The sequence below is a fragment of the Glaciimonas sp. Gout2 genome (assembly GCF_035018905.1).
In the GTDB taxonomy this organism is placed as follows: Bacteria; Pseudomonadota; Gammaproteobacteria; order Burkholderiales; family Burkholderiaceae_D; genus Glaciimonas.
Window position 1 is genome coordinate 104,898 of sequence record NZ_JASJXA010000001.1, and the last position, 24,880, is coordinate 129,777.

22 protein-coding genes are annotated in these 24,880 nt (G+C 48.1%); 13 read left to right on the forward strand and 9 right to left on the reverse strand.

The genetic code is table 11. The features are described from left to right. Window positions 1-358 precede the first annotated feature (358 nt). On the forward strand, window positions 359-1,549 hold the full coding sequence (locus tag QN379_RS00460; RefSeq protein ID WP_323505728.1) for a branched-chain amino acid ABC transporter substrate-binding protein: 1,191 nt from the start codon (window positions 359-361) through the stop codon (window positions 1,547-1,549). Between the two features lie 54 nt (window positions 1,550-1,603). Here the strand turns inward: QN379_RS00460 and QN379_RS00465 are convergent, their stop codons facing one another. Continuing rightward, the gene (locus tag QN379_RS00465) at window positions 1,604-2,098 is read right to left on the reverse strand and encodes a pilin (RefSeq protein ID WP_323505729.1); all 495 of its coding nucleotides are present in this window, start codon (window positions 2,096-2,098) and stop codon (window positions 1,604-1,606) included. Between the two features lie 873 nt (window positions 2,099-2,971). Here QN379_RS00465 and QN379_RS00470 point away from each other — a divergent pair. Continuing rightward, window positions 2,972-4,129, forward strand: a complete 1,158-nt coding sequence (locus QN379_RS00470; RefSeq protein ID WP_323505730.1) for a branched-chain amino acid ABC transporter substrate-binding protein — start codon at window positions 2,972-2,974, stop codon at window positions 4,127-4,129. A 223-nt stretch (window positions 4,130-4,352) separates the two neighbouring features. Here QN379_RS00470 and QN379_RS00475 read toward each other — a convergent pair whose 3' ends face one another. Further along, complete coding sequence (locus tag QN379_RS00475) at window positions 4,353-4,661, reverse strand: c-type cytochrome (RefSeq protein WP_322240463.1); 309 nt, start codon at window positions 4,659-4,661, stop codon at window positions 4,353-4,355. Window positions 4,662-4,987: 326 nt separating this feature from the next. Next, the gene (locus QN379_RS00480) at window positions 4,988-6,292 is read right to left on the reverse strand and encodes an MFS family transporter (RefSeq protein WP_323505731.1); all 1,305 of its coding nucleotides are present in this window, start codon (window positions 6,290-6,292) and stop codon (window positions 4,988-4,990) included. A 377-nt stretch (window positions 6,293-6,669) separates the two neighbouring features. On the opposite strand from QN379_RS00480, the gene QN379_RS00485 reads away from it, so the two are divergent. The 5 genes from QN379_RS00485 to QN379_RS00505 all read left to right on the forward strand — a co-directional run bounded on the left by QN379_RS00485 (window position 6,670) and on the right by QN379_RS00505 (window position 12,098). Further along, a complete protein-coding gene (locus QN379_RS00485) occupies window positions 6,670-7,434 on the forward strand; it encodes a hypothetical protein (RefSeq protein WP_323505732.1) in 765 nt (254 codons plus the stop codon). 266 nt (window positions 7,435-7,700) lie between these two features. Continuing rightward, window positions 7,701-9,791: a M13 family metallopeptidase gene (locus tag QN379_RS00490; protein WP_322235986.1), complete on the forward strand. Its 2,091-nt coding sequence runs from the start codon at window positions 7,701-7,703 to the stop codon at window positions 9,789-9,791. Window positions 9,792-10,788: 997 nt separating this feature from the next. Beyond that, entirely contained in the window at window positions 10,789-10,917 is a 129-nt protein-coding gene (locus QN379_RS00495; RefSeq protein WP_323505733.1) for a hypothetical protein, read from the forward strand. A gap of 161 nt (window positions 10,918-11,078) precedes the next feature. Continuing rightward, window positions 11,079-11,594 (forward strand): hypothetical protein, encoded by a 516-nt coding sequence (locus QN379_RS00500; protein ID WP_323505734.1) that lies wholly within the window; start codon window positions 11,079-11,081, stop codon window positions 11,592-11,594. A gap of 24 nt (window positions 11,595-11,618) precedes the next feature. After that, complete coding sequence (locus tag QN379_RS00505) at window positions 11,619-12,098, forward strand: hypothetical protein (RefSeq protein WP_323505735.1); 480 nt, start codon at window positions 11,619-11,621, stop codon at window positions 12,096-12,098. 48 nt (window positions 12,099-12,146) lie between these two features. Here the strand turns inward: QN379_RS00505 and QN379_RS00510 are convergent, their stop codons facing one another. The 4 genes from QN379_RS00510 to QN379_RS00525 all read right to left on the reverse strand — a co-directional run bounded on the left by QN379_RS00510 (window position 12,147) and on the right by QN379_RS00525 (window position 16,729). After that, window positions 12,147-12,392, reverse strand: a complete 246-nt coding sequence (locus QN379_RS00510) for a hypothetical protein (protein WP_322235980.1) — start codon at window positions 12,390-12,392, stop codon at window positions 12,147-12,149. Window positions 12,393-12,615: 223 nt separating this feature from the next. After that, entirely contained in the window at window positions 12,616-14,010 is a 1,395-nt protein-coding gene (locus QN379_RS00515) for an LLM class flavin-dependent oxidoreductase (RefSeq protein ID WP_323505736.1), read from the reverse strand. A gap of 119 nt (window positions 14,011-14,129) precedes the next feature. Further along, the gene (locus tag QN379_RS00520) at window positions 14,130-15,392 is read right to left on the reverse strand and encodes an SfnB family sulfur acquisition oxidoreductase (protein ID WP_323505737.1); all 1,263 of its coding nucleotides are present in this window, start codon (window positions 15,390-15,392) and stop codon (window positions 14,130-14,132) included. Between the two features lie 77 nt (window positions 15,393-15,469). Beyond that, window positions 15,470-16,729 carry an SfnB family sulfur acquisition oxidoreductase gene (locus QN379_RS00525; RefSeq protein WP_323505738.1) on the reverse strand — a complete coding sequence of 420 codons (1,260 nt, stop codon included), beginning with the start codon at window positions 16,727-16,729 and terminating at the stop codon, window positions 15,470-15,472. 335 nt (window positions 16,730-17,064) lie between these two features. Between QN379_RS00525 and QN379_RS00530 the strand changes: the two genes are divergently transcribed. The 5 genes from QN379_RS00530 to QN379_RS00550 all read left to right on the forward strand — a co-directional run bounded on the left by QN379_RS00530 (window position 17,065) and on the right by QN379_RS00550 (window position 20,848). Further along, a complete protein-coding gene (locus tag QN379_RS00530; RefSeq protein WP_322235972.1) occupies window positions 17,065-17,865 on the forward strand; it encodes a tyrosine-protein phosphatase in 801 nt (266 codons plus the stop codon). Window positions 17,866-18,072: 207 nt separating this feature from the next. Further along, window positions 18,073-18,576, forward strand: a complete 504-nt coding sequence (locus QN379_RS00535; RefSeq protein WP_323505883.1) for a DUF2946 family protein — start codon at window positions 18,073-18,075, stop codon at window positions 18,574-18,576. 93 nt (window positions 18,577-18,669) lie between these two features. Next, window positions 18,670-19,557, forward strand: a complete 888-nt coding sequence (locus tag QN379_RS00540; RefSeq protein ID WP_323505739.1) for a hypothetical protein — start codon at window positions 18,670-18,672, stop codon at window positions 19,555-19,557. Window positions 19,558-19,568: 11 nt separating this feature from the next. Then, window positions 19,569-19,961: a copper resistance CopC family protein gene (locus QN379_RS00545; RefSeq protein WP_322235967.1), complete on the forward strand. Its 393-nt coding sequence runs from the start codon at window positions 19,569-19,571 to the stop codon at window positions 19,959-19,961. Next, on the forward strand, window positions 19,961-20,848 hold the full coding sequence (locus tag QN379_RS00550) for a copper resistance D family protein (protein ID WP_323505740.1): 888 nt from the start codon (window positions 19,961-19,963) through the stop codon (window positions 20,846-20,848). The genes QN379_RS00545 and QN379_RS00550 overlap by 1 nt, the downstream gene beginning before the upstream one ends. Before the next feature lie 73 nt (window positions 20,849-20,921). Here the strand turns inward: QN379_RS00550 and QN379_RS00555 are convergent, their stop codons facing one another. Next, a complete protein-coding gene (locus tag QN379_RS00555) occupies window positions 20,922-21,608 on the reverse strand; it encodes a Fe2+-dependent dioxygenase (protein ID WP_323505741.1) in 687 nt (228 codons plus the stop codon). Between the two features lie 18 nt (window positions 21,609-21,626). Next, window positions 21,627-23,831: a TonB-dependent siderophore receptor gene (locus QN379_RS00560; RefSeq protein WP_323505742.1), complete on the reverse strand. Its 2,205-nt coding sequence runs from the start codon at window positions 23,829-23,831 to the stop codon at window positions 21,627-21,629. 572 nt (window positions 23,832-24,403) lie between these two features. Between QN379_RS00560 and QN379_RS00565 the strand changes: the two genes are divergently transcribed. Then, window positions 24,404-24,862, forward strand: a complete 459-nt coding sequence (locus tag QN379_RS00565) for a CHRD domain-containing protein (RefSeq protein WP_322235961.1) — start codon at window positions 24,404-24,406, stop codon at window positions 24,860-24,862. Window positions 24,863-24,880: the final 18 nt, after the last annotated feature.

Sequence of the window (24,880 nt, forward strand, 5' to 3'; positions counted from 1 at the left end):
GCTACATTTAGTTTAAGCTATCGATCATATACACTCTCAAAACGCTTCGGCTTCAACACCGAAGCGTTTTTTTTCGTCCGTCTTCACAGCGGATCTTTTTAAATATCATTCGCTTTATACTCTTTTCCCATAAATAGCATGCCCTATTTGGCGTCTGCTATCTTGCTTGTGTAAAATCTTGCCATCGAACGGTTTCCAGTCCTTTTTAGTGATGATCGGAATGTACAGCCATCCCGATAAAACACCGTGACATGCACTTCACATGTGTATTTCACATTAAACAAGCACTCTTCGCTTGGCTCTGCATGGCATCGCATAGCAAGTGAACGTCTCCGTTTTTATTTTCAGAGGAAAAGTCATGCAAGCTTATGTCAGACGTGATCCATTGTCGGCGATGATCGCTGTTGTAATAATTCCAGTCCTGGCGTTGGTCATCACCGCAGATAGCGCATCGGCCCAAGGGCAAGCGTTTGCGCCGACACAGCTGGTAAAAATCGGCCACGTCGGCCCACTGACTGGACCAGTTGCTCATATGGGCAAAGACAATGAAAATGGTGCGCGCATGGCCATCGAAGAGTTGAACGCCAAAGGCGTCACCCTCGCCGGTAAAAAAGTGACATTCGTTCTGTTGGCAGAAGATGACGGCAGCGATCCGAAAATGGCAACCAGCGCTGCCCAAAAACTAGTCGATGCAAAAGTCCAGGCCGTGATCGGCCATCTTCAGTCCGGGACGTCAATCCCTGCATCAAAAATATATTACGACGCGGGTATTCCCCAAATATCGCCCTCCGCGACTAGCCGCAAATATACGCAGCAAGGTTTTAATACGACATTCCGCGTAGTCGCCAACGATGGTCAGCTTGGCGGCATGTTGGGACGCTATGCCGCAAAAACGCTCACCGCAAAAAACATTGCGGTCATCGATGATCGCACCGCTTATGGACAAGGATTAGCTGACGAATTTATCAAAAGCGCCAAAGCCGCCGGTGTCACCATCGTGACGCGACAATATATCAGCGACAGAGCGACTGACTTCAATGCGATCCTGACTACTATCAAAAGAAAAAAGCCGGACTTAATTTTCTTCGGCGGCATTGATGCCAGCGCCGGATTGATGTTGCGTCAGATGCAAATGCTCGGAATAAACGCAAAGTTGATGGGTGGCGACGCGATCTGTACCAATCAGTTGCCGCTATTAGCTGGCAACAGCTTGCGTGATGATCAGGTGGTGTGCGCAGAAGCGGGTGGCGTAGAAAAATCGGGGCAGAAAAAACTGGATGCGTTCAAAGCAGCCTACAAGAAACGCTATAACAGCGAGATCAAACAATACGCGCCTTATACCTACGACGCAGTCATGACCATTGCAGACGCCATGCAAAAAGCAAACTCAGCAGATCCAAAAAAATACCTGTCACAACTTGCGAAGATTGTTCACAAAGGCGTGACAGGCGAAATCGGTTTTGACGCGAATGGCGATATTAAAAATGGTGCGTTGACCGTCTATACTTTTAGAGGTGGACAACGCACCGTTTTGACGGTTACCAAGTAAGGTATTTACAACTAGCGTCTTAACACGCGAATTGCGATCAATAAAAGCGAGAGCTTACGATGATGCTGATGCTGATGCTGATGCTGCTCCAACCGCTTTAACTTCAGTGCAAAGTGGCGGTGTTTTATCAACTGTCTTTAAGCAACCACTTTTACTGTTATCCCAAGTAATAGCGTTAGTGCTGTAAGTGGGATTAAGAACCAATGTTGAGCCTTCATTCGTAGTAGCCGTTGGTTTTACCGTAATTATTCCCTTAGAGACCTCAACCGATGCAACATGCAACGTCGCCGTCGCCATCGCAGGAGGAACGCCATTCTCGCCTGCATTACAATCATCTGACTTTCCATTAGCCATCTGAATACACATGCCCACCGCAAGTTGGTATGGCGCTGCCATCGCATACACTTCGGAAAATTTAGCCTTGAGCATATAGTCCTGATAAGCTGGCACCGCAATAGCCGCCAAAATACCAATAATCGCCACCACAATCATCAACTCGATGAGTGTAAAACCCTTTTGTACTTGCCGTTTATAATGCGCAAATTTCATACGTAAACTCCCCAGTAATGGCGCCGAAAAAATTCGGTTCGCCCTTCGTAAATAGAACTTTTTTGTGAATAATTATGGAAACTACTTAGCAAAAAAATCGCATGGAATACATGCGCCGATTTGCTAAAACTATTTTGCAGAAACGATGCCCAATAGCATGAAACGACTATAACTCGACGTTTCGACGAATTAGCAATGCGCTCGAGGCAGTTAGGGGGATTACTTATGTGTCAATACACGAAATTTGTACTTTGAAAACACATTCCTTGTCGTGAAAGCGATGATGAAAAGATGAATCGTGTACGGGATAGAGATAAATCTCGGCACAAAATACAGAGAACCTCTCATGGTAATAACCGCCTGAATTAACTGTCGCTTTTACGATACGGTAAAGTTGTGTTTTCCTGCTTTGATGGCGCTCAATGAATATCGATCGTCCTTTCCCTGCTTTAACGCTGCTCTTTCGATGCCTGATGAAAAACCGCTCCGATCTAAAAGTAGCGGCAAAAAAGCGGATTGTGTCGACAAACAGAAGATTAAAAAATCTCGTTCGTAACGTATTATTGAGGCGCACACTAGTTCTATCCCAGCGTGCCGAACGGCCGCTTAATAACCGTAGATAACTAAATCATTGATCGGTATGGTGAAATTGTTACCCTATCGAATCGCAAATAACGAATTTTGGCAGAAGCTCATTTACAATGTTTGTCGCGGACACTGCATCCAAGACATCCAACGGGCACAGCGCATAGTGGAACGTTGTGAAGCAGTGTTAAACGTCATAAAAATGGCATAAAACGTCATGACGGATGATCAACGATAATCGCTTTTACATTCATACCCTCACATTTGAAATCCTTAGGAGGAACTACGGTGTCATCTAAAACAACTGTCATTTCTTTATCTGCTGTCGCTGCACTGGCGCTTTCATTGACACTTTCTGGTCCCGCATGTGCGCAAGAACAAATCGTCAAGCTGGCGCAAGTTGGCCCGACAACTGGCCCCATTGCGTACGTCGGCAAGGATCTGCAAAACGGTGCGAATATGGCTGTCGAAGAATTGAATGCCAAAGGCCTGACGATAGGTGGCAAGAAAATTAAATTTGTATTGATGACAGAAGATGATGGCGGCGATCCAAAACAAGGTACTTCAGTAGCGCAAAAACTGGTCGATGCCAAGGTCCAGGGCGTCATCGGTCATCTGCAATCCGGCACCAGTATTCCTGCATCCAAGATTTATTACGACGCGGGGATTCCGCAAATTTCCCCCGGCACGACCAATCCCAAATACACGCTACAAGGCTATAACACCGCGTTCCGGGTTGTGGCAAACGACGGTCAGTTAGCTGGCGCATTGGGACGCTATGCGGTCCAGACTTTGCATGCCAAAAATATCGCCGTGATCGACGACCGCACGGCGTATGGTCAAGGTCTGGCGCAAGAGTTTGCCAAGCGCGCCAAGGCAGCCGGTGCAAATATTGTTGCGACCCAATACACCAACGACAAGGCAACCGACTTCAGCGCGATTTTGACGGCGATCAAGGCAAAGAAACCTGACGTGATTTTCTTCGGCGGTCTGGATGCTGGCGCGGGGCCGATGTTGCGTCAAATGAAGCAATTAGGGATCAAGGCAAAAATGATGGGCGGCGATGCCATCTGCACCACGGAGTTGCCTAAACTGGCTGGCGATGCGCTGTCCGACGATCAAGTCATTTGCGCAGAAGCGGGCGGTGTTCCTGATGCCGGACGACCGGCGCTAGACGCGTTTAAGACGGCCTTCAAAGCGCGTTATGGGCACGAAGTAGTGATCTATGCGGCGTATGCTTATGATGCGTTGATGACGATGGTGGAGGCGATGCAAAAAGCCAACTCCACCGATCCAAAAGTCTATTTGCCAGCTTTGGCGAAGATCAATCACAAAGGCGTTACCGGCACGATTGCGTTCGATACGCACGGCGATATGAAAAATGCGACATTGACGTTGTATACGTATAAAGCGGGACAACGCACACTTATTAGCGTAACCAAGTAAGTCAGTAACTTGGTGTCTCATAGTACGAAATAAACAGGGGGAAAATTCAACATACCGTTTGCGAATGTCCGCAGTCGATTTCGTTGTTTATTTTTTTTCCTCTGTTGTTTACAAAAAAAGGGTGCTCAAATGAGCACCCTTTTTTACGTTCTTTCATGCCTGCGCGCCTCAGCGATCTGCCCGCAACCGATGGTTAAGCGCTAATCAATCGCTGATCAATCGCCTATTTCAATGACAATATCCATTTAACCAGCGTGTGCGCTTCTGCATCGCTGACTTGTGCGTTGGCAGGCATTGGTATTTGACCCCACACGCCGGAGCCGCCCTTCAATACTTTTTGGACTAACTTATCTTCTGCATCCGGTTGTCCGTCATACTTTTTAGCCACGTCTTTAAAGGCTGGACCGACAATTTTATTGCCAATAGAGTGGCACGCCATACAGTTTTTGGCTTTGGCAAGATCTGCGTTTGCCAACGCACTACCGGAAACTAAAAAGGCGAATACGCCTCCAATCAATAACAACTGCTTCATCATCACTTCTCCGAATAAATTACTGTATTGCCCACATCATTAAAAATGTCGCAGATAGGATGATGCGCTGTTCAACATCTGGTCAGCGATCATTTACGTGCTTTCGCGTTGCCAATGAGAGAAGGCTTTCAGCTCTCATCGGTTACGCATTCGCTACTCCTCATTTAATACTCGTCATTTAATACTCATCCTTTACTACTCGCCATTTGCCATTCATTACTTACCACGCACTAATCGACACTTATTCAATATCAACCATCACCAAGTTGCCACCTGAATCGAAACATAACTGCCACTTCAGGTTCAGGCGTCCACCAATTTTGGTGTTAATTCTCGTGCCGCAAATAACCTTCGGTACCCGGATCGCGCATGCGAATCGCAACAATCATCGCAATCGCACACAGCGCAGTGACGTACCAGTAAAACGTCGACTCCATGCCAATCGATTTAAGTTTCAGGGCCACGAACTCAGCCGAACCGCCGAATACCGCATTACCCAACGCGTAAGATAATCCAACGCCCAGCGCTCGCACTTCGGGTGGAAACATCTCTGCCTTGATTAAGCCGCTGATCGAGGTATATAAACTCACCACCGCCAACGCCAGAATAACTAACCCAAAGGCCGCGTAAGGATTGGTCACACTGGCCAAGGTGTGCAAAATTGGCACTGTCATCAGCGTGGCCAGCGCACCAAACCAGATCATTGAGGTGCGCCGTCCGATTTTATCCGACAGCGCGCCGAACAACGGTTGCATCAACATATAAACCAATAGCGCGCCAGTCATGACCGCGCTTGCTGTTTTGGCGTTCATGCCTGCGGTGTTCACGAGATACTTTTGCATGTATGTGGTGAACGTATAAAAAATCAACGAGCCACCAGCAGTGAAGCCGATCACCGTCATGAAGGCAACCTTATGCTTCATCAGTCCCGCGATGGTTCCGGCATCCTTATTTTTGCGCGAGTCTGTGGTCGAGGTTTCATTCAGCGAGCGACGCAAATACAGCGCTACGACAGCTGCACAAGCACCTAGTACAAACGGAACACGCCATCCCCAGTCTTTCAGTTGTTCAGTCGTCAGCAATTGCTGCAAAATAACCAACACCAATACCGCCAGCAACTGACCACCAATCAAGGTCACATATTGGAACGATGCATAAAATCCGCGCTGTCCTTTTAGTGCGACTTCACTCATATATGTTGCGCTGGTGCCGTACTCGCCACCAACTGACAAGCCCTGCAACAAACGCGCAAATAGTAGCAACGCGGGTGCGGCAGCACCGATGGTGGCATAGGTTGGCAGGCAGGCGATCAATAACGATCCCGTGCACATCATCAACACGGAAACCATCATTGAGGTCTTGCGACCGCGTTTGTCGGCAAGGCGACCGAAAACATATCCACCAATCGGGCGCATCAAAAATCCAGCGGCAAATACGCCAGCAGTATTCAATAATTGCGTAGTGGAATTACCACTGGGGAAAAAAGCCGGTGCAAAATAGATTGCACAAAATGAATAGACATAAAAATCGAACCATTCAACCAGATTGCCGGATGAGGCACCCACAATTGCAAAAATACGCTTGCGGCGGTCGTCTGCAGGTGAAAGCTCTTGCTGTGCTATAGATGTCATCTTATCTTTCATTAAGTGCAACGTTTTTATATTATGTCTTGTACAACGTCTTTAACGGCTGCTTTGAAATCTTATATAGCCGTTTCTTTATATTTCATGTTATCGCATGCATTGTAGGACAAACAACTGGAATGGGGCTATTCAATATTTTCCAGAACCACTTCTCCCGATTGTAGGCAAGTGAACTTCATCCCGTTCTATGACTCCAATTTTATGGATAGCGAATGACGAACGACATGGCGCACTAGGCCACGCACTAATCGATCACGTGAGCGACCTGGGTCGACACCTTGTCACGTCAGCGCTGGTCTGCCAAGGTCATAGTACAAATACCGTCTTTTCTCCCAGTATCTGTGTAAGATCGAATAATTATACGAATGGATGCCGATAAAATGCGCTTTGGAGAGAAAATAATGTCCAGACGGTGCCAGCAGCTTAAGCTTCTAATGCTTTCGTTGAGCGCGTTCTTAGTTATCTCAGCTAACGCTGCCGAAATTGATTTTTCATCAGACCGCGACTTTGCAGAAATTAATCTCAATATTCGCGACCAGGGCCAAAACGATACGGAGTTTGTTGCGCTGAGCGTAAAACTTACTCCGGCCGCCCTGCACCGCCTGCAAGATGTCACTCGCGACGCGCTCAACGAAGATTTAACAATTAGCCTGAATGGCAACGTCGTCAGCACCGTCAAATTAATGGCCCCTCTCAAAACGCCGCATCTAAAGCTGTTTTTAACCCGTCAAATGGCACACGATGTGTTCCCTAGCTTATTAGCGACGCCAGTATCATCGGTTTCTTTATCGGGCTTTTCTATGCCGCAATGGGCAAAAGGGACGTGGACCGAAAGCCTGTCCGCAGACGTTCCGAATGTCAATTACGCTACGGACGAGACCCTCTCCGTTTCCAACAAGATATTGAATGCACCGAACTGCAAACGGGCTAACCATACAATCGTCGCCACCAACGATTCGGTTGTCGAGTTAAGGATCGATCGACGCAACAAATGCGTGGTCGATGATGTTCCGGTCAGCAAAGTTATTCTGACCAGAACTACCGAACCCGCACGGATTGTGATTTCCTTGTACGCAATCGGTAGTGATTTCAACGGCCCACCGACCAAAGAGAGTACTTATCGCCGCTAATGACTATCCCGCATGATCGTAATCGACAATCATAGATGAGGAACACCTTGGTGGCGTTTACCGCGGCGCGACGTTTGACCTGCGCCAAATGGTGTCTTTTATTTTTGCCACACTACAAGGCTGTAAGCGCCCTTCTTTCTCATCCTAAGATATCCTTGGAACTCAGTCTTGGAACTCAGTCTTGGACAGCGCTTTCTGCATACCGCCTTATTTCAGACTACACTCCGAATAATCTCGCAAAGGATTTTTTAACCGTGAATCGTATTATGACTAGAACTCTCATCGCCGCAGCAGGACTAACGATGATTACCACCGGCACAAGCAATGCTGCCGATGCCTCCCAAGGAGCGCATTTCGCCACCACTATGACAACCTCAATGACAAACTCAACTACGCCATTAATGTCTGGCATCGATATGCATAACGCCGATACGGCGGTGCGTCCTCAAGATGATTTTTATAGCTACGTCAACGGAACATGGTTGAAAAAGACTGAGATTCCCGCCGATAAATCGTCTTGGGGTTCTTTTTATGAATTACGCGAAAATTCGTTAAATCAACTACGCACTATCGTTGACTCTGTAAGCAAAAACAAGACAGTCAAAGTTGGTTCAAATGAACAAAAAATCGCCGACGTGTATGCAAGTTTCATGGATGAAAATACACTCGACGCACTAGGTGTTGCGCCATTAACCACGCAATTTGCGCGGATTGATGCACTGCAAAACAAAAAACAAATCGCTGGCATGATCGCGCATTTATCACGCATCGGCGTCAAAGTCCCTTATGACATCGGGATCCATCAGGACGCCAGGGATTCCACCAAAGTCATTGTCGACCTGGGACAAAGTGGCCTTGGATTGCCTGATCGGGATTACTACCTCAAAGATGACGATGCGAAGCTGAAAGAGACGCGGATCAAATATCTTGCACACATCGAAAAGATGCTGACGCTGGCTGGCGACAAAGCCCCAGCGCAAAATGCAGCCAGCATACTCACGCTGGAAACCGCGCTGGCAAAACTGCAATGGACCAAGGTCCAAAATCGTGATCCGGTTAAAACGTATAACAAAGTTGAATTAAGCCAGTTGCCAACGTTAGCACCGCATAACGATTGGAATAGCTATCTGGCAGAAGCTGGACTGAAAGATAAAATATCGTACGTGGTGATCAGTCAGCCAAGCTATATTGAAGGCTTCGATCATGTGCTGGAATCGACTTCGATGGATGCCTGGAAAGCCTATTTTAAATGGCATGTCCTGAGTAGATTTTCCTCATCGCTATCCAAGCCTTATGTTGATGAAAACTTTGCGTTTTATGGCAGCGTATTGCGCGGCGTTCCACAGAACGAACCACGCTGGAAACGCGGTGTAAAAATGGTGGAAGATACGCTTGGCGAGGGATTAGGTGAATTGTATGTTGCGCAATACTTCCCACCGGAGAATAAAGCGCGCATGGAAAAACTGGTCAGCAACCTGATCGCAGCCTATCGGGAAAGTATCCACACGCTGGATTGGATGGGACCGGCCACCAAACAGCAGGCGGAGAAAAAGCTTTCAACGTTGATGACCAAGATCGGTTATCCGAACAAGTGGCGTGACTACGCAACACTCACGATCAAAAAAGGCGATCTGGTCGGCAATATTATGCGGGCTAATGATTTTGAGTATCAACGCAATATTGACAAATTGGGCAAACCAGTTGATCGCGACGAATGGGGCATGACGCCACAAACCGTCAACGCCTATTACAATCCGGAACTCAACGAAGTTGTATTTCCGGCCGCTATTCTGCAACCACCATTTTTTAACGCCAAGGCTGACGATGCGGTTAATTATGGCGGTATCGGCGCGGTAATCGGTCACGAGATCAGCCATGGCTTTGACGATCAAGGCAGTCAATACGACGAAGTCGGCAATCTCCGCGATTGGTGGACCAAAGACGATCACGAGAAATTCGCAGTGAAAACCAAAGCATTAGTCGCGCAATATGGCGCTTACAGTCCGGTACCCGGATATAAGTTGAATGGTGAACTCACCCTCGGCGAAAACATCGCCGACAACTCTGGCCTGACCATCGCCTACAAAGCGTATCAGTTATCCTTAGCGGGAAAAACCGCGCCAATGATCGATGGCATGACCGGCAACCAACGTTTTTATCTGGGATGGGCGCAAGTGTGGCGCGGCAAGGTGCGCGACGCACAAGCCATCGTCTACGTAAAAATCGATCCCCATTCACCACCGCAATTTCGCGGCAACGGCACGCTTGCCAACCAGCCTGGCTTCTACAGCGCGTTTGATGTTAAACCGGGGGATAAGATGTATTTGGCACCGGCGGAACGGGTGATTATGTGGTGATGAAGTACTAAGTAAATCCTGCTGATGGCGAACAGATAACCTGTAAACCATCAGTAGTAGCTAATGGTATTTGGTCCAAAGACCAGCAAGATTTAGCGGAGGTTGAAGCGATTTCTTCACAAAAAAATCAATAATTAAACTAGCGTACATCCCGAACAAATCACCGAAAAATCATCATGCAACGTGATGCGTGTCACGCAGCGATCATCTCAACAACGCCTCCATTTATATATCCCGTTCGAGCATATTTGAATCGCTGTTTCAATGCGCCCTGAAACCTAACGGGTGACATCATTCCACTTTGATTAACATTTCAATCGTCGGTAGTGGCGTACAAATAAATTCCCTCGTCGGTCAAATATTTTAGCCTTTTAAGTAGTACGCCGCGTGCGTCACGTCACCAGCTGCGTTATGACAGTACCAGATCAAAAAAGTATTGAATCTCTGTCATTTACTATGCTCTTCAAAAAAATTCACCTAGATTTTTCTTGGTTAAATCGAGAAAATTCTTTCGACTTTTTCGCGTTAAAGTGAACTTATCTACCTAGATAAAAGCCTCTAACAACCACATTATTTAACCGTTTACGGGAACAATTCCAAATTAAAACTAACAAGACAGATTGTATTCCGCCCTGCGTTATCGATTGATGTAGTGGTTGATATTCATTGCTGCAACTACTGACAATTGGATTGAAGACGGACCGGCAACACGATAAGAAAGATATGACGATGCGTTTTTTTGAACGGCTGATATTTATTAGTCTGCTAATTTTTTTCTCTTCCGCACATGCACACGCGAAAGCCACGCCAGCTGAATCCGCCCAGACATCAGCAATGAAAACGCAAGCGCTTCTGACGGCTCAGAAACACGATAAGAAAGAAAAACATGACAATTCGGTTTTTAAAACGGCTGATATTTATTGGTGCACTAATGTTTTTCTCTACCGCACATGCGCATAAGAAAATCACGCCACTTGACGCTGCCTAGACACCAGCAGTGAAACCGCAGGCACTTCTATGCGATATTAATTTCACCACTCCCGCCCCGAACGCCGTGTTGAGATCGGCGGGAACCCGCATTACCGGCACCGGAAGCGCATCCACTATCGTCGGCGATCAGGGCTAGGCTACCGCAAGCCTGAACGGAGCAACTTTTTTTCTCGGAGCGGAAGCTTCACCGCACTCATGCAGTTTTTCGGTTTAGGTACCGCTTCGATCAATTTGCAGGAAGGCAGCAATCAACTAACAGTGAAAGGCAGCGTTGGCGCATGTTCTGCATCGGACCAAATGCGATTGTTCTACATAAAACCCGACGATGTTTGCTACTCGCCCGTCGAAGATTTGCAAAAAGTAAACGTACCAGACGACAGTGCCATAAAGGGGTTTTACACCGGCCAAATTTGTATTGCGAAATACAGCTGTGGTAGTCGCTTGCAAATGGAAAACACAGATTGGCTTACCAAGGTTGTACCCGCGTTTGTGCAGCCGCTTTTAGATAAATCAGGAGAGTGGAAAAAAGTGATGGAGGCTTGTGAGAATCAATCGTGGTTGCTTCCTACTTATGTCGCAAATAAAAATTGCGAAAGCGACATGGCCAAATATCACGTAGCACAAGATATTCAAAGCGCACTCAATATCAATGGCTGTGGTACCGATGACGACTGGCGAAAAGTAGGAAAAATTATTAACGAATGCGTCGCTGAAACGAATAGCATCGTCCCTGCATTTTTTGCGCAATGGATCGTTACGAACAATCGAAATGACGTACGACGAGTATGTCAGTCCAATCGGGAAAACTTATAAGTTTAATTATTTGGAGATTATTTTATGAAGAAAATAGCCTTGGTTTTTTTTGTAATAATATTATGTTCTAGTCAGGTATTTGCCGAGTCCATTCGTAAATACCAAGGCACTGGCCCCAATGTTGAGCTGCGCATCAGTGTAGACGGACGTGTTTTTCTCGGAGAGCGAGAAATGGAAAAAATACCATTTTCAAGCGAGGAAGAAGCAGGAGTTACAATAAACGCGAATACCATTCCGATTATCAGCGGGAAAAATGTTCAAGTTACCGTCGAAATGATCGAGGCGGATGGACTGGTCACTGATGTTACGAATAGCCCGAATATTATTTACAACGCTCTTGGAAAAGTTAACCTTAAAGCGAATAAATCCGGATTGGTCACTGCCATTTCAGAAAAAAATATTCTAAGTCTGGGCGAAGTATTTGTCATTTATAACACCTCAGAAAAGTCTGGCTACAATAAAATATTTTTTAAAATTGCGCAGCCAGAGCCATTTCCACGCTGATTACAGTGATGAAAAACGTTCGAACAATGAAATTCCTGGCTTGCTTAATTATATTCTGGTGTGATCTTGGACTTGCGGAAACAAAAGGCCAAGGTACTGAACCAAACGTTGAACTACGTATAAGCGTAGAACGACGCCCGACTGCCGCTCCAAGACCCGTTTAGCAACTTCCAAAACCTGTGCTTGCGGCCCGCTGGTAGCGCCGATTCTGATGACTTTATCTTCTGCAAAGGCGTTAATACTTGCGGCGAATAATAACACCGCTGCAATGGTAGACCAAAACCGACGAAACATACTTTTCCCCTTTAAATATATTAATAAATTAGATTCTTTATTTCAGTGAGCAAGACATTTTTTGGCGCACTGATAGCTGGTTTAACCCGAAATAAGACCCCAATCTTTGGGGTCCCTAATAGGTTTGGTAGAGCAATACCGGAGGCAATCCATTGCGGTAGTCGAACGAATTAATTTTCCTCTATCGTCCGCCGCCGCATGAACAACTGTCGTAGCCCAATATCTATACGGCCACATCAAGCACAGAATTCGCACGATCATAATGACGATATCGAGCCGAGATATGCTGCTCGGGCAAACGATTACCGTTGCCAAACATTTTTTGGCGCAGCGACCCTTCCTCGTAGTCTGTTTTATATATGCCGCGCCGCTGTAGTTCCGGAATAACCAGATCGACGAAGGCGACAAAACTCTCCGGACTGACTGTTCGCGTCAGATTAAACCCATCAATATCCGTATCACGCATCCAATCCTCCAGCGCATCGGCAACTTGCGAAGGCGATCCTATAATCGTGGCGTAACGTCCACCCAAAGCCAATTGATCCAGCAACTTTCGTTTGGTCCATTCAAGGCCTGGATTTGTAATCGCCTTGGTGAGCGATTCGATGGCATTATTCTTGACGGCGCGTATCGGCTCGTCCATTTCGTATTTTGAAAAATCAATACCAGTTCCGCTGGAAAAATGAGCCAGTCCTGCTTCCGGACTGGCGTACTCACTGTATTCGCGATATAAATCCCATGCTTCTTTTTCAGTAGGTGCCACCACTACCGTCAACCCCATGAAAACTTTCACGTCGTTGGCTTCGCGGCCTTGCGCTATAGCGGCCTGACGCGCGCTGGCGACTAGCTCACGGGCTGCTTCTTTAGTTTGACCGGAAATAAAAATACTTTCGGCATGGCGTCCGGCAAAGACTTGGCCACGACCCGATGAGCCAGCCTGATAAAGTACTGGCGTCCGCTGCAATGAGGGTTCACTCAAATGGATCGCGTCAACGTGATAGTAATCACCATGATGATTAATTTTATGGACACGGTCTGGCTGTGCATAAATACGACGTGTGCGGTCACGCAGGACGGCTTCATCCTCCCAGCAACCCTCCCATAACTTGTACACCACTTCCATAAATTCATCAGCGCGGTCATAGCGTTGATCGTGATCCAGTTGGGTCGACAAGCCGACTGCTTTCGCGGCACTCTCCAAATAACCCGTCACAATATTCCAGCCAATGCGTCCTTTTGTCAGATGATCTAATGTCGATAGCTTGCGTGCAAAAAGGAAAGGCTGCTCATAGCTGAGATTGACCGTGACGCCAAAGCCGAGATGCTCGGTGACATACGCCATAGCCGAGATCAACATCAACGGATCATTGACCGGCAGTTGAATCGACTCGCGTAAGGTCAAATCGACGGAGTCCTGATAGACGTCATAGACGCCGACAATATCGGCGAGGAATAAACCATCAAACTTACCGCGCTCCAGCAACTTTGCCAGATCTGTCCAGTACGCGATATCGTTATAATTCTCGGACTCGTCGCGCGGATGCGTCCATAGTCCATGGTTAATATGGTTCACGCAGTTCATACTGAATGCGTTGAGAACAATTTTCTTTTTTTGCATGTTGATTCAATTCAACGGAATCTCCATAAATACAAATGGAAATAAAAATAGAAATACCATGATCTAGAATAAGGCTTCATCGAACTTAATTGAGATCAAAGACTAAATACTATCCAACACTAAATTGCACCGTGACGCGGTGGCTTTTTACCGTTGAGATAGTAATTTCCAACAGCGAAATACTTCCAGCGAACCGGATCGTGCAACGTGTGCGTACGGGCATTACGCCAATGGCGGTCGAGGTTATGTTCTGCTAAAGTCGATTGCGAACCTGCTAATTCAAACAGCTTGCTACCTGCCAATAAGGAAATTTCAGTGGTCAATACCCGCGCTTCAGCCACTGCTATAGAGGCCGCAGCAACGCTTTCCTCGTCGGGATGTGCCGCCGCTTGATCTACCCAGCGCCCTGCTCTCTCTAGTAATGCCTCTGCAGCGTGAAGATGAATGGTCAGATTACCGACCTCATGAATCGTTAGTGGATCTTCGGACGCACGTTGCGCCCCGCTATCGACCCAAGGTCTGGATCGGCTCCGCACAAAGCCGATCGTGTCGGTGATCGCTGCCCGCGCCAGGCCTAAATCGATTGCTGCGTGAAGCAATTGCGCAAATGGCCCGATATGGGTAGGTCGTTCAAAAGCTGCTTGAAACGACACGATGTGATTTGCATCAACCGTAACATTTTCTAATAGCACTGAACCACTTCCGGTAGTGCGTTGACCAAACCCGGACCAGTCATCGGTAATCGTCAAACCCTCTGCACTGCGCGGAACAAAAGCTAATTGCTGGATACCATCGTCATCAATGACTGAAGTCGGTATCCAATCGGCGTATAACGCGCCAGTTGCATAGAACTTGCGGCCATTGATGCGGAAGCCTTTGCCATCCCGGGTTAATCTTGTAGTGCGATCTTGCGAGGTTCGCGTACCAAGTTCCGCCAGCGCATTCCCAAACCGGTCACCTAGCAACACCCGTTCAAAGAAAAATTGTTTCTGCGATTCGGTTCCGTTGACACGTAAAATTTCAACCGCATAAAAGTGATTCTGCGGAATCTGACCAATTGACCCATCGGCACTGGAAATGATGGCAATAACTTCCGCCAACGTCACATTTGACACGCCGGCGCCACCATATTCTTTGGGAATGGAAATAGCCCATAACCCGGAGCATACATAGCGCTCCAACTCATTCCACGGCAATTGTCTGGTCTGATCACGCAGTCCCGCTTCAACTAAAAATTCAGCCGCAAGCTGGCGCGCAATGACGAGCGCTTCATCATCACTAGTAATGACCGAAACGACCCGCCCCTTATCGACTTGAGAAAATGGCTTTTTTTCAACGGTCGCGTTGGGTATTGGTGCTAAAAAAGTAGTGCTATTTGGCATCGGAGGTCTATTCAAAAAATAGTAAAGTAATGTTGTGAGAGAGCGTCAAAATAGATCACAACAGATGAAAAGTTCTATCAACTCCACGCGTGACGAGGTGGCGCAATCTCATTAAGGTAATAATTTCCAACCGAAAAATATTTCCATCGAACCGGATCATGTAGGGTATGAACCCGTGCATTGCGCCAATGACGATCAAGATTATATTTAGCTGACGTTGTTTCTAAACCAACCAGTTCAAACAATTTTTCACTGGCGTCTAATGCAATTTCAGTCGTCAGCACCTTGGCTTCGGCGACATTAACGGAGGCCTCGGCCATCTGTTCAAAATTGATCGGCGATACCATTTGATCAAGGGTAATGGCGGCACGTTCCAACAATGCCTCAGCGGCGTGAAGGCGTATAAATAGCGAACCAATATCACTAACAATGAAAGGATCGCTGGTATCAAGTGCAAGACTGCTATCGTCAGGTGTACACCTTTTTTGGTGCAAAAATGTGACCGTATCTTCCAACGCTGCCCGGGCTATTCCGACATCAATCGCCGCTTGTATTAATTGCGATACCGGACCAGTATTATTGGCCTGATCAACGATTTTTTCGAGAGGGACGACACATTGCGCAGATACGCGCACCTGATCGAATATCACTGTACCGCTGGCGGTAGTGCGCTGACCAAACCCGGACCAATCATCCACGATGCTTAATCCTGGACTTTGCCGTGCAACAAACACAAATACACTGCGGCCAGATTCATCTAACGCTTTAGTTGGAATCCAATCTGCAAATAAAGCGCCGGTTGAATAAAAGCGCCTGCCATTTAATAGATAGTTATTATCATTACCGCTTATTTTGGTAATGCGCGTCCCAACATCCAGGACGTTTTTAGTGGTCCGTTCGGGGCCTGCATTTCCTAGTCGTGCGCCACCTAGTACCGCATTATAAAAAAATATTTTTTGGCTTTCACTGCCCGTTTGTTCAAGAACGTTCAATATCCCAAAATGGTTTTGCGGGATTTGCCCAATCGCCGGGTCGACGACCGAAATAATTCTAATTACCTCTGCCAGGGTCGCCCACGATACTCCGGCACCACCATGCGATGACGGAACGGTGATTGCCCCTAAACCACTAGTAGAGAAGCGTACCATTTCAGCGACCGGTAAACGTCGTTCGCGATCTCGAACCACAGCTTCCTGCTTAAAATCGTGCGCCAGATGTTGGGCTATTGCGATCGCCTCGGTATCGCTCTGTATACGATGTGCTGCTGTTGAAAAATCTGGCAAGGCTGGCATTCCTTTTATTTGCGTGCGGATGAATTGCGGCGTAACGACTGACATGACCAATCTTAATAATGTGTATCTTTCATCAAAAACTGAACAACGAGTGGCAATAAAAAATAGTGATTCATTAAACCAAAATTCGAATAAATTCTGAACGAAGGATTTTGCATTTATAAGTAGGAATTCAGCATGAGAATGCTGGCGAAGAAATCGTCACGCTTATCGCTAAATGTGTCATGCGGCCGGTTTGCAGTAAACTAGCGGCTTCTGTAGCGTCTGATGTGTAGCGCCGCATCCAGTTGAATCCCATCGTTTTCTATCGGCGGGATAAGTGTGATGCGGATGTTCAATTAGCTCTTGCGCTACACGCTTCAATCATTAAGGAGATCTTTTTGTCACAAAACCCAACATCGCCAGCCGCTACAGAAACGTCAATTGACGACTCACCAGCCGAGCTGCAATCTTTATTCCAACAGGTGCAGAATATTCGCGACCTTGGCGGGAAAATCGCGTCGGATGGCAGACGGATTCAAACCGGACGACTACTTCGCAGCGCCAATCCCGGGCTGGCTACGGCGACTGATATCGCGCAATTACAGCGCTTTAATCTGGATGTGGTGATTGACTTTAGAACTGATGGTGAAAAGAAATCTGCGGAGACGCCATTTGCACATGTGTTTAACTGGATCGCTGATCCGATCATGGTGGGCAATCTGTCGCAATTGTCTGTTCTATCTGCATTGCAGAATGGCACCGCGGATGACAGTCGTGCATTCATGATCGCGTTCTATCGCGATTTTCCGGTGCGATACCAAGCCCAATACCGGCGTTTTTTACAGCTGGCAGAGAAAAATCACACTATTCTTTATCACTGCACGGCCGGAAAAGACAGGACTGGCTTCGCTAGTCTTCTGCTGCTATCCGCGCTCGGCATCGATCACGCGGATATTATTGCCGATTACCTGGAATCCAATCGCAGCAACACCACGGGGAATGCGCAACTACAGGAACAAGTCAAAAAGCTGCGATTACCGAAGGATGTAATGGCACCGTTGCTATCGGTCGAGGCGGCTTATCTGGATGCTGCCCAGCAAGTGATCGATGATGACCACGGCGGCATGCAGCATTATCTGGAAAGGGTTTTGGGGATAGATGTAGCGCGCATTCGTGATAATTATTTAGAAACGATTTGAGAAGTGAAGTCAGATGTTTTCTGATCAGACCGGCCCGATGTTTCTTTGCGCTTCCCCCAATAAGAGTCGGCCCAGTAATGCGATCACACCATTTATCGGTGCAATGATTGCTCTACATATCATTGGGATGATCCCAGATACCTATGTGATAATAGTATCGTCTCCACAATAGTGGCTGGGCTATTGAATATGCTGGCTTTACGACGAATGCACTATGGCGCGTGGATTGGGATACTAGTTATCTTGATAAGTGGGTTCGCGCCTATGATTTCGCAAACGTTGGCGGCCAAGCGGTTTCACAGTAGAACACCCATGCTGGCACAGATTATTCAAGCGTCACCGCTCTGCATAGTTCATACGGCGGCATCCGCCGAAGCGGATAATATCGACCATGGCGCATCAAAGATGCACGATATGATGGGAATGTCGGGAATGAAGGGTATGACGCACCGTCTGCCTGAGCAACAGTCGCAACAGACGCAACGAGCGCATTCTGGTCATCAAGATCATCGAGGTCAAGACGGTCAGGACGGTCAGGAAGCCTGCGGTTACTGCAATCTCTTTTCACATAGTCCTTTTTTAGTCAATACGCTGCCGCAACTCGCTGCCGTCGCCCACATCCACCAAGCCTTCATCGCCATACTCGGCGCCGCATTCCGCCCACGCCCTGTCGCCGCCGCAAATCGTCCACAACCTCCGCCGCTGTTTTAAGACCATTCTGGATTTTTGACATCCTGCCGCGCTTTGCCTTTTATGCTGCGCGGCAACTTGCTTCATCACTCTTTCTCAATGGATGTTGACATCATGCGAAACGCACTTACTCGTGCGGCGTTTGGCCTTGCTATCGCAAGTCTCGCGCCACTTGGTCATGCACATGCCGTAGCAGGCGACCGTATCTTTCCAGCAACGATGGCGGTTGATGATCCCGGTGTCGGCGACGAACTTGATTTTCAGTTCGGTCACATCAGAACGCCAAACGACGATGGCAATACCGCCAGCGTCAATAGCTTGTCCGTCAACTATGCCAAAACCATCACCTCAAACCTGGCGATCAGTGTTGGCACCAACTACACGACACAACGCGCTGCCGGTGATCCAACCGTGAAGGGATTCGACAACCTGAGACTTGGTATCAAATACATGGCCTACGTGAACCCTGTGCACGAGTTCCTGTTGTCGGTCGGGATTGATACTGATATCGGCGGCACTGGCAGTAAAGCAATCGGCAGCAGTTATTCAACGTATACGCCAACAATTTACGCGGGCAAAGGATTCGGCGATTTACCCGAAGCGCTGCGCTGGCTTAAGCCGTTGGCTATTACCGGTACGGTCGGGCAGCAAACTGCAAGCAATAGCAATGTTCCCAATGCGCTGAACTGGGGCATGACGCTGCAATACAGCTTGCCTTACCTGCAATCGTTCGTCAAAAACGTCGGGTTATCCAAGCCTTTTGCCAATATGATTCCAATCGTTGAACTGGCGATGAGCACTTGCACCAGCGGCAGCTGTTCTGGCCATACGACCGGAACGATAAACCCTGGTGTTATCTGGGAGTCGCGCTTGGGTCAGATCGGATTGGAAGCGCAAATTCCGGCCAATAGTGCCAGCGGGCATGGTATTGGCGTACTCATCCAAACCCATATTTTCTTCGATGACATGTTCCCGCATTCAGTCGGAAAACCCATTTTCTAAAAGGTAATACCATGCAAAAACTTTATTTTTCATCCGTTCGAACCTTCCTGCGCCAGATTGCGCTGATCACATTCGGCGCAATTTGCTTAGGTGGCATTGGTCAAGCCTTTGCCCACGCGCATCCTGAGACGCAATCGCCATCGGCAGGCGCGGTCGTCAGTACACCGCAAGAAGTTCGCATCACGTATGACGAAGCGCTGGAACCAGCATTCAGCAGCCTGATCGTCAGTAATGCGCAAGGCAAGCAAATCAACAGCGCCAAGGCCGAAGTTGATAGTACGACGCACAAGACTATGCATGTGCCCTTGCCAACGCTGCCAACAGGCGTTTATCACGTGAAATGGGTTGCGGTAGCAGACGATGGACACCGTACGCAAGGCACTTATACCTTCACGGTCAAGTGATGGGATCGGTCGCCGCCAACTGGCTGCAACCATTGTTTGCGGCAATAATGAACGCTGCGCTGGCAATAGCGATTGGCGTGGTTGTGCTGCGACCAGCACTGAGATCGGCGGCGTTATCGGGGGCGCCATCTCACCGACTCGATAACATCACCCGCTGGGCTTGCTGGTTGCTCGGTGTTGGCCTGCTGGCGTATTACTGCTTCAGTACCATCGCAATGACCGACAGCAATCTTAGCGACCTTCCAACATCTTTATGGCTGGTATTAACGCAATCGCATTTTGGGGAGATGCTTTGGTTAGCGTTCGCCGCATGGATCTTGTTGGCAATTGCGGTCATGGCAGTCAACATTCCTGCACGTCGTGAGCTGTTTATACTTGGCCTGATCGGATTCTCATTTGCACGGGCCGCAACCGGGCACGCGGCAGATCAGGGGTTTTTCAGCTTTTGGGTATTGATTCACACGGCGCACATATTAGCGGCGACAACTTGGGTTGGATCGGTAATTGTTTGCGCGTTACTTAGCACCGACTGGAAGCATTGGGGTTTATCCCAACGTAGCGCGCTGGCGCATCGTCTCTCTGAAGTCGCCACGTGGGCTCTCCTCCTCGTCATTGGGAGCGGCTTGTTTAACGTAGCAAGAACGATGGGACATGCGAGCGATATTTGGGCTTCTGATTATGCCTGGATATTGCTGGCCAAACTGTGCGCCGTGCTGATTGCCTCCGGCTTAGGATTACGCAACCGCTGGTATTGGCTAACACAACTAGACCGCAATAAAAACGCCGGTGCAGCCGGTTTCAGGCGAGTATTGATAGCCGAACTCATCGTGCTGTTGGTCGTGCTGGTATTGGCTGCAAAGTTGGGAACGACGATGCCAGTGCAATAAGGAATTTAAGACAGTACGCTAGGGCGGTTAAGAAAGCACAACACCGCCCGGGCGGTTTTTGGAAGTCCTATAACTATATGTCGGTCCACATGCGGAGCAAATTATGATAACTACCGGTCAATTGGACCAACGCGTGCGGATCGGCGGCGCTTTGATTAAGACGTTGAATCGCGCTATCCAGATCGTATAACAAAGTCCGTTGTCCATCATCCCGAATCATGCTCTGGACCCAGAAGAATGCGGCTAGTCGCGCACCGCTTGTTACGGGCTTGACCTGATGCAAACTGGTTGCCGGATAGACGATCATGTGGCCAGCCGGAAGTTTGACCGACTGCACACCGTAGGTGTCCTCGATCAGCAATTCTCCGCCGTCGTAGGTATCCGGCTCGCTCAAAAACAGCGTCACCGAGATGTCGGTGCGTATCTTGAGCCGACTTCCCGGAACCTGCCTTATTGCACCGTCAACATGGCTGCCAAACGCCATTCCGCCTTGATACAGATTGAACATCGGCGGATAGACATGATGCGGCAGTGTGGCGCTGATAAAAAGAGGATGACGCTCCAGCTCGGCCAAAATCAAATCACCCAGTTCAATTGCTATCGGCGCGTGTTCATTGATTTGCAAATTGCGCTTGACCTGAGCGCCTTGATGACCAGCCGTCGCACGACCATCAACCCATGCGTCCCCCGCAGCGTTTAGTTTATCTCGCACCAGAAGAAGTTGCTCGGCGTTCAATACCTTGGGGATTTCTAACAACATGGGTCGATCACCTTCACATTAAAAACGATAGTTTACGCTTGCTAGCAGCGTGATGCCAACACCCGGAACCGAACGACCACCGTCAGAAGGGATCAACGCGTCAATGTAATGCTTATTGGTCAAGTTGAGTAGATTCAAACGCAGATCATATTTTGGTTGATGATACGCGACAGTAGCATCAAAACGCGTGTAACCACCTGCAGAAACCACGTTGGTATTGCTGGCGAAACGACTCGACATATACAGCATACCGCCGCCGACTTCCCAAATTTTGGTCAGGTTATAGGTAGTCCACAAAGTCAAGTTGTCGCGTGGTGTATTGGCTAGCGTTTTACCTTGCGTGCCATCTGCTGCGGAGGCATGTATGACGGTCGGATTCAAATGCGTATAGCCGCCGATAACTTGCCATTGCGGCGTGATGTGACCGCTTGCACCCAATTCAAAACCGGTAACACGCACATCGCCGTCGAGCTGATAAACACCTGTCGTGACTAATGATCGCGCATTGGTTTTTTCAATATCGAATATCGCCGATGTGAGGGAAAGATCGCCATTGAACAGATCCCATTTAGCACCGATTTCATATGATTTATTCGTCTCTGGAGCCACGTTCTGGAGACCTGAAGTGACGGTCAATTGTTCCAATGAAGGATTGAACGAAGTGCCGTATGACGCGTAGTAAGATTGCGCATCGGTTGGTTGATAAATCACACCAGCACGAACACTGGTGAAATTCACCGTTTGGTCCGCGCGGGTCAACGCTGGCGTACCAGTAGCGATGCTGTTGTTCAGTTCAGCCTGATAGCGGTCCCAACGCACGCCGCCAACCAGTTTCCATTCCTTATTTAAAGCGACAGTGTCGTTTACATAGGCCGCCAGCGCATTCGCGCTAGACTTGGCGCGATTGCCGACCGTTGTGGTGACGTTCGACGGTTGTGATTGATAGACGGGATCAACCATTGTGACGATCGGCAAATTGTTACGCGTAGTGCCAGCATTGTCATATTCGTCGTGGCTAATTTCAGACCCAACGATCAAGGTATGCTTGAGCGTGCCGGTATCGAACTTGGCGATCAAGTCGGTTTGATTGTCTAACGATTGGTCATGAATGTTACGGTCATGGCTAGCTAACTTCACATAAAGCTGACTCAAAGGCAATGCAGTCGTGTTGCCCTGTGCAACCGTTGGCAATGCAGTAAAGGTACCGTTAGTGACTGTACCAACGTTATTAGCCGCTGTTTCCCGTGCATTCGTGACGTAATCGCTGTACTGCGTCTGATTACGCAAGGTCACATTTTCGTTAATCTTGTGCTCAACGCGCGCACTGACGATTGCGACGTCCTGAATAGTACGATCGTCATTGAGACCATAAAAAGTATCGCGCGAGACTTGCGCTGGATGATTATTTACCGGTGGCAGACCATAATCCGGCATATCGCGATTGTGTGAAATCAACGCGGACAAGGTCACTTCAGTTGGTGTACCGATGCCGAAACGCAGCGAAGGAGCAACACCGAAATCCTGATTGGTCATCTGGTCACGATTTGTTTTTGCTTGTTGCCCCATCATTTCGATGCGGAACGCCGAAGTATCGGACAACTTGCGATTAAAATCGCCCGTCGAACGCACGCCGCCGTTGGTGTCAGCGCTCAGAGATACTTGATTCGCATCTGTCAAAAATGGCGTCTTGCTGACTTGGTTAATCACGCCACCAGTTGATCCACGGCCGAATAACATCGACGAAGGACCCTTCAACACTTCGACTGATTCCAAATAGTACGTGTCACGATAATACTGACCGCGATCACGCGAACCATCGAGATACATGTCGGTACGCGCACTAAAACCACGCAAATTGAAGTTGTTACCGATTTGCCCGCCTTCAGCGCCGCCGATTGTAATACCCGGCACATTGCGCAGCGCTTCTTGCAGCGAGGCAGCGCCCTGGGCTTCAAGAACTGCACGATTAATGACATTCACCGATTGCGGAATGTCACGAATCTGCGTAGCAACCTTGCCACCAACAGTACTTGTGACGGGATTGTAGTCTGATTTATCAATCTGACTTTTGACCGCGACTTCAGGTAAAGTTGCTTCAGCTTGGGTAGTTTGTGCAGCCGGTGTGGTTTGTACGGTTTGTGCGAAGGCGGTTTGCTGCATGGCAACAGGCGCTGCAAAGGCTGCCAGCAAAGCGGCGGCCAATGGCGTGAGACGTCGGTTCATTACTTAATTCCTTGATCAGTCAGAGTGTGCCCGACGTATTAATCGGGCAATAAAGTGTTTTTACGGTGAAGCAATTGGCTGGCTGGCCGGATAAAAACCCAGTTGGCTGACTAAGATTACAAAAGCAATAAACAGATATAAATAAAGCTATAAATAAGAGTTATAAGTAAGCTACGCGTTCTTCGACTGTGCCCGTAATATTCCAAAGGGCAATATTCACATTTTGCATGATTCTACGGTAGGGCAAAATTTAATACGAATGATTCTTATTGTCAAATGAATGTGAGGCAAAACGGCCAATTTTTCTTTCTCAGGAATGCTTGTAGTGAAAGATAGTTTGCCCACGCGCGACGAATACAAAATGGCAAGTTTCACGCTTCTGAAGAATGAAGCAGGTGCAGATCCCCCATGGTAAGTTGTCACGTTATCTGGCAAGATAGGTCTCTCACCACGAGCGCTCACGCGCATCTCCACTCGGCCTATAATTAGTTGTTTTTATGCAACGGTAGAATGATTCAAAACCGGCTAAACTGTTTTTTCACATCGATCAATAACCGAAAAGGAAACTCACGATGTTTATCCTCCGAAACGCTGCACGACCTTATTTGCTAGCTTCCGCCTTAACAATGTCTGCCCTTATCACCGGATGTACAACGTCTGGCATGGATCCAATGGGAATGATGGGACACAGCATGCAACCCAAATTGGACAGCGCGCACGAAGTTCCGCCTAACGATTCACAAGCGACAGGCGTTGTGACTATTGCGGTGGCAGCGGATAAGACGGTCACTGGCAAAGTCGTGACGACCGGCGTCGATGGCAAAGCCGCCCACATTCACGAGGGAGCAGCCGGTGCTAATGGTCCGGTGATCGTGCCGCTAAGCAAAACGGCTGATAACACTTGGTCTGTACCACCCGGTGCAATGCTGACCGATAGCCAATATGCAAGTTATATGGCGGGAAATTTGTACGTCAATGTGCATAGCGCTGCGCATCCTGGCGGCGAAATTCGTACACAGCTGACGAAATAACTATTCGGATTACTAATG

Excerpts from the sequence above, each read along its gene's own strand:
- QN379_RS00460 (WP_323505728.1), top strand. The coding sequence starts at position 359 with ATGCAAGCTTATGTCAGACGTGATCCATTGTCGGCGATGATCGCTGTT.
- QN379_RS00465 (WP_323505729.1), bottom strand. The coding sequence starts at position 2,098 with ATGAAATTTGCGCATTATAAACGGCAAGTACAAAAGGGTTTTACACTC.
- QN379_RS00475 (WP_322240463.1), bottom strand. The coding sequence starts at position 4,661 with ATGAAGCAGTTGTTATTGATTGGAGGCGTATTCGCCTTTTTAGTTTCC.
- QN379_RS00480 (WP_323505731.1), bottom strand. The coding sequence starts at position 6,292 with ATGACATCTATAGCACAGCAAGAGCTTTCACCTGCAGACGACCGCCGC.
- QN379_RS00485 (WP_323505732.1), top strand. The coding sequence starts at position 6,670 with ATGGATGCCGATAAAATGCGCTTTGGAGAGAAAATAATGTCCAGACGG.
- QN379_RS00490 (WP_322235986.1), top strand. The coding sequence starts at position 7,701 with ATGACTAGAACTCTCATCGCCGCAGCAGGACTAACGATGATTACCACC.
- QN379_RS00500 (WP_323505734.1), top strand. The coding sequence starts at position 11,079 with ATGCGATTGTTCTACATAAAACCCGACGATGTTTGCTACTCGCCCGTC.
- QN379_RS00505 (WP_323505735.1), top strand. The coding sequence starts at position 11,619 with ATGAAGAAAATAGCCTTGGTTTTTTTTGTAATAATATTATGTTCTAGT.
- QN379_RS00510 (WP_322235980.1), bottom strand. The coding sequence starts at position 12,392 with ATGTTTCGTCGGTTTTGGTCTACCATTGCAGCGGTGTTATTATTCGCC.
- QN379_RS00515 (WP_323505736.1), bottom strand. The coding sequence starts at position 14,010 with ATGCAAAAAAAGAAAATTGTTCTCAACGCATTCAGTATGAACTGCGTG.
- QN379_RS00520 (WP_323505737.1), bottom strand. The coding sequence starts at position 15,392 with ATGCCAAATAGCACTACTTTTTTAGCACCAATACCCAACGCGACCGTT.
- QN379_RS00525 (WP_323505738.1), bottom strand. The coding sequence starts at position 16,729 with ATGTCAGTCGTTACGCCGCAATTCATCCGCACGCAAATAAAAGGAATG.
- QN379_RS00535 (WP_323505883.1), top strand. The coding sequence starts at position 18,073 with ATGCACTATGGCGCGTGGATTGGGATACTAGTTATCTTGATAAGTGGG.
- QN379_RS00540 (WP_323505739.1), top strand. The coding sequence starts at position 18,670 with ATGCGAAACGCACTTACTCGTGCGGCGTTTGGCCTTGCTATCGCAAGT.
- QN379_RS00545 (WP_322235967.1), top strand. The coding sequence starts at position 19,569 with ATGCAAAAACTTTATTTTTCATCCGTTCGAACCTTCCTGCGCCAGATT.
- QN379_RS00550 (WP_323505740.1), top strand. The coding sequence starts at position 19,961 with ATGGGATCGGTCGCCGCCAACTGGCTGCAACCATTGTTTGCGGCAATA.
- QN379_RS00555 (WP_323505741.1), bottom strand. The coding sequence starts at position 21,608 with ATGTTGTTAGAAATCCCCAAGGTATTGAACGCCGAGCAACTTCTTCTG.
- QN379_RS00560 (WP_323505742.1), bottom strand. The coding sequence starts at position 23,831 with ATGAACCGACGTCTCACGCCATTGGCCGCCGCTTTGCTGGCAGCCTTT.
- QN379_RS00565 (WP_322235961.1), top strand. The coding sequence starts at position 24,404 with ATGTTTATCCTCCGAAACGCTGCACGACCTTATTTGCTAGCTTCCGCC.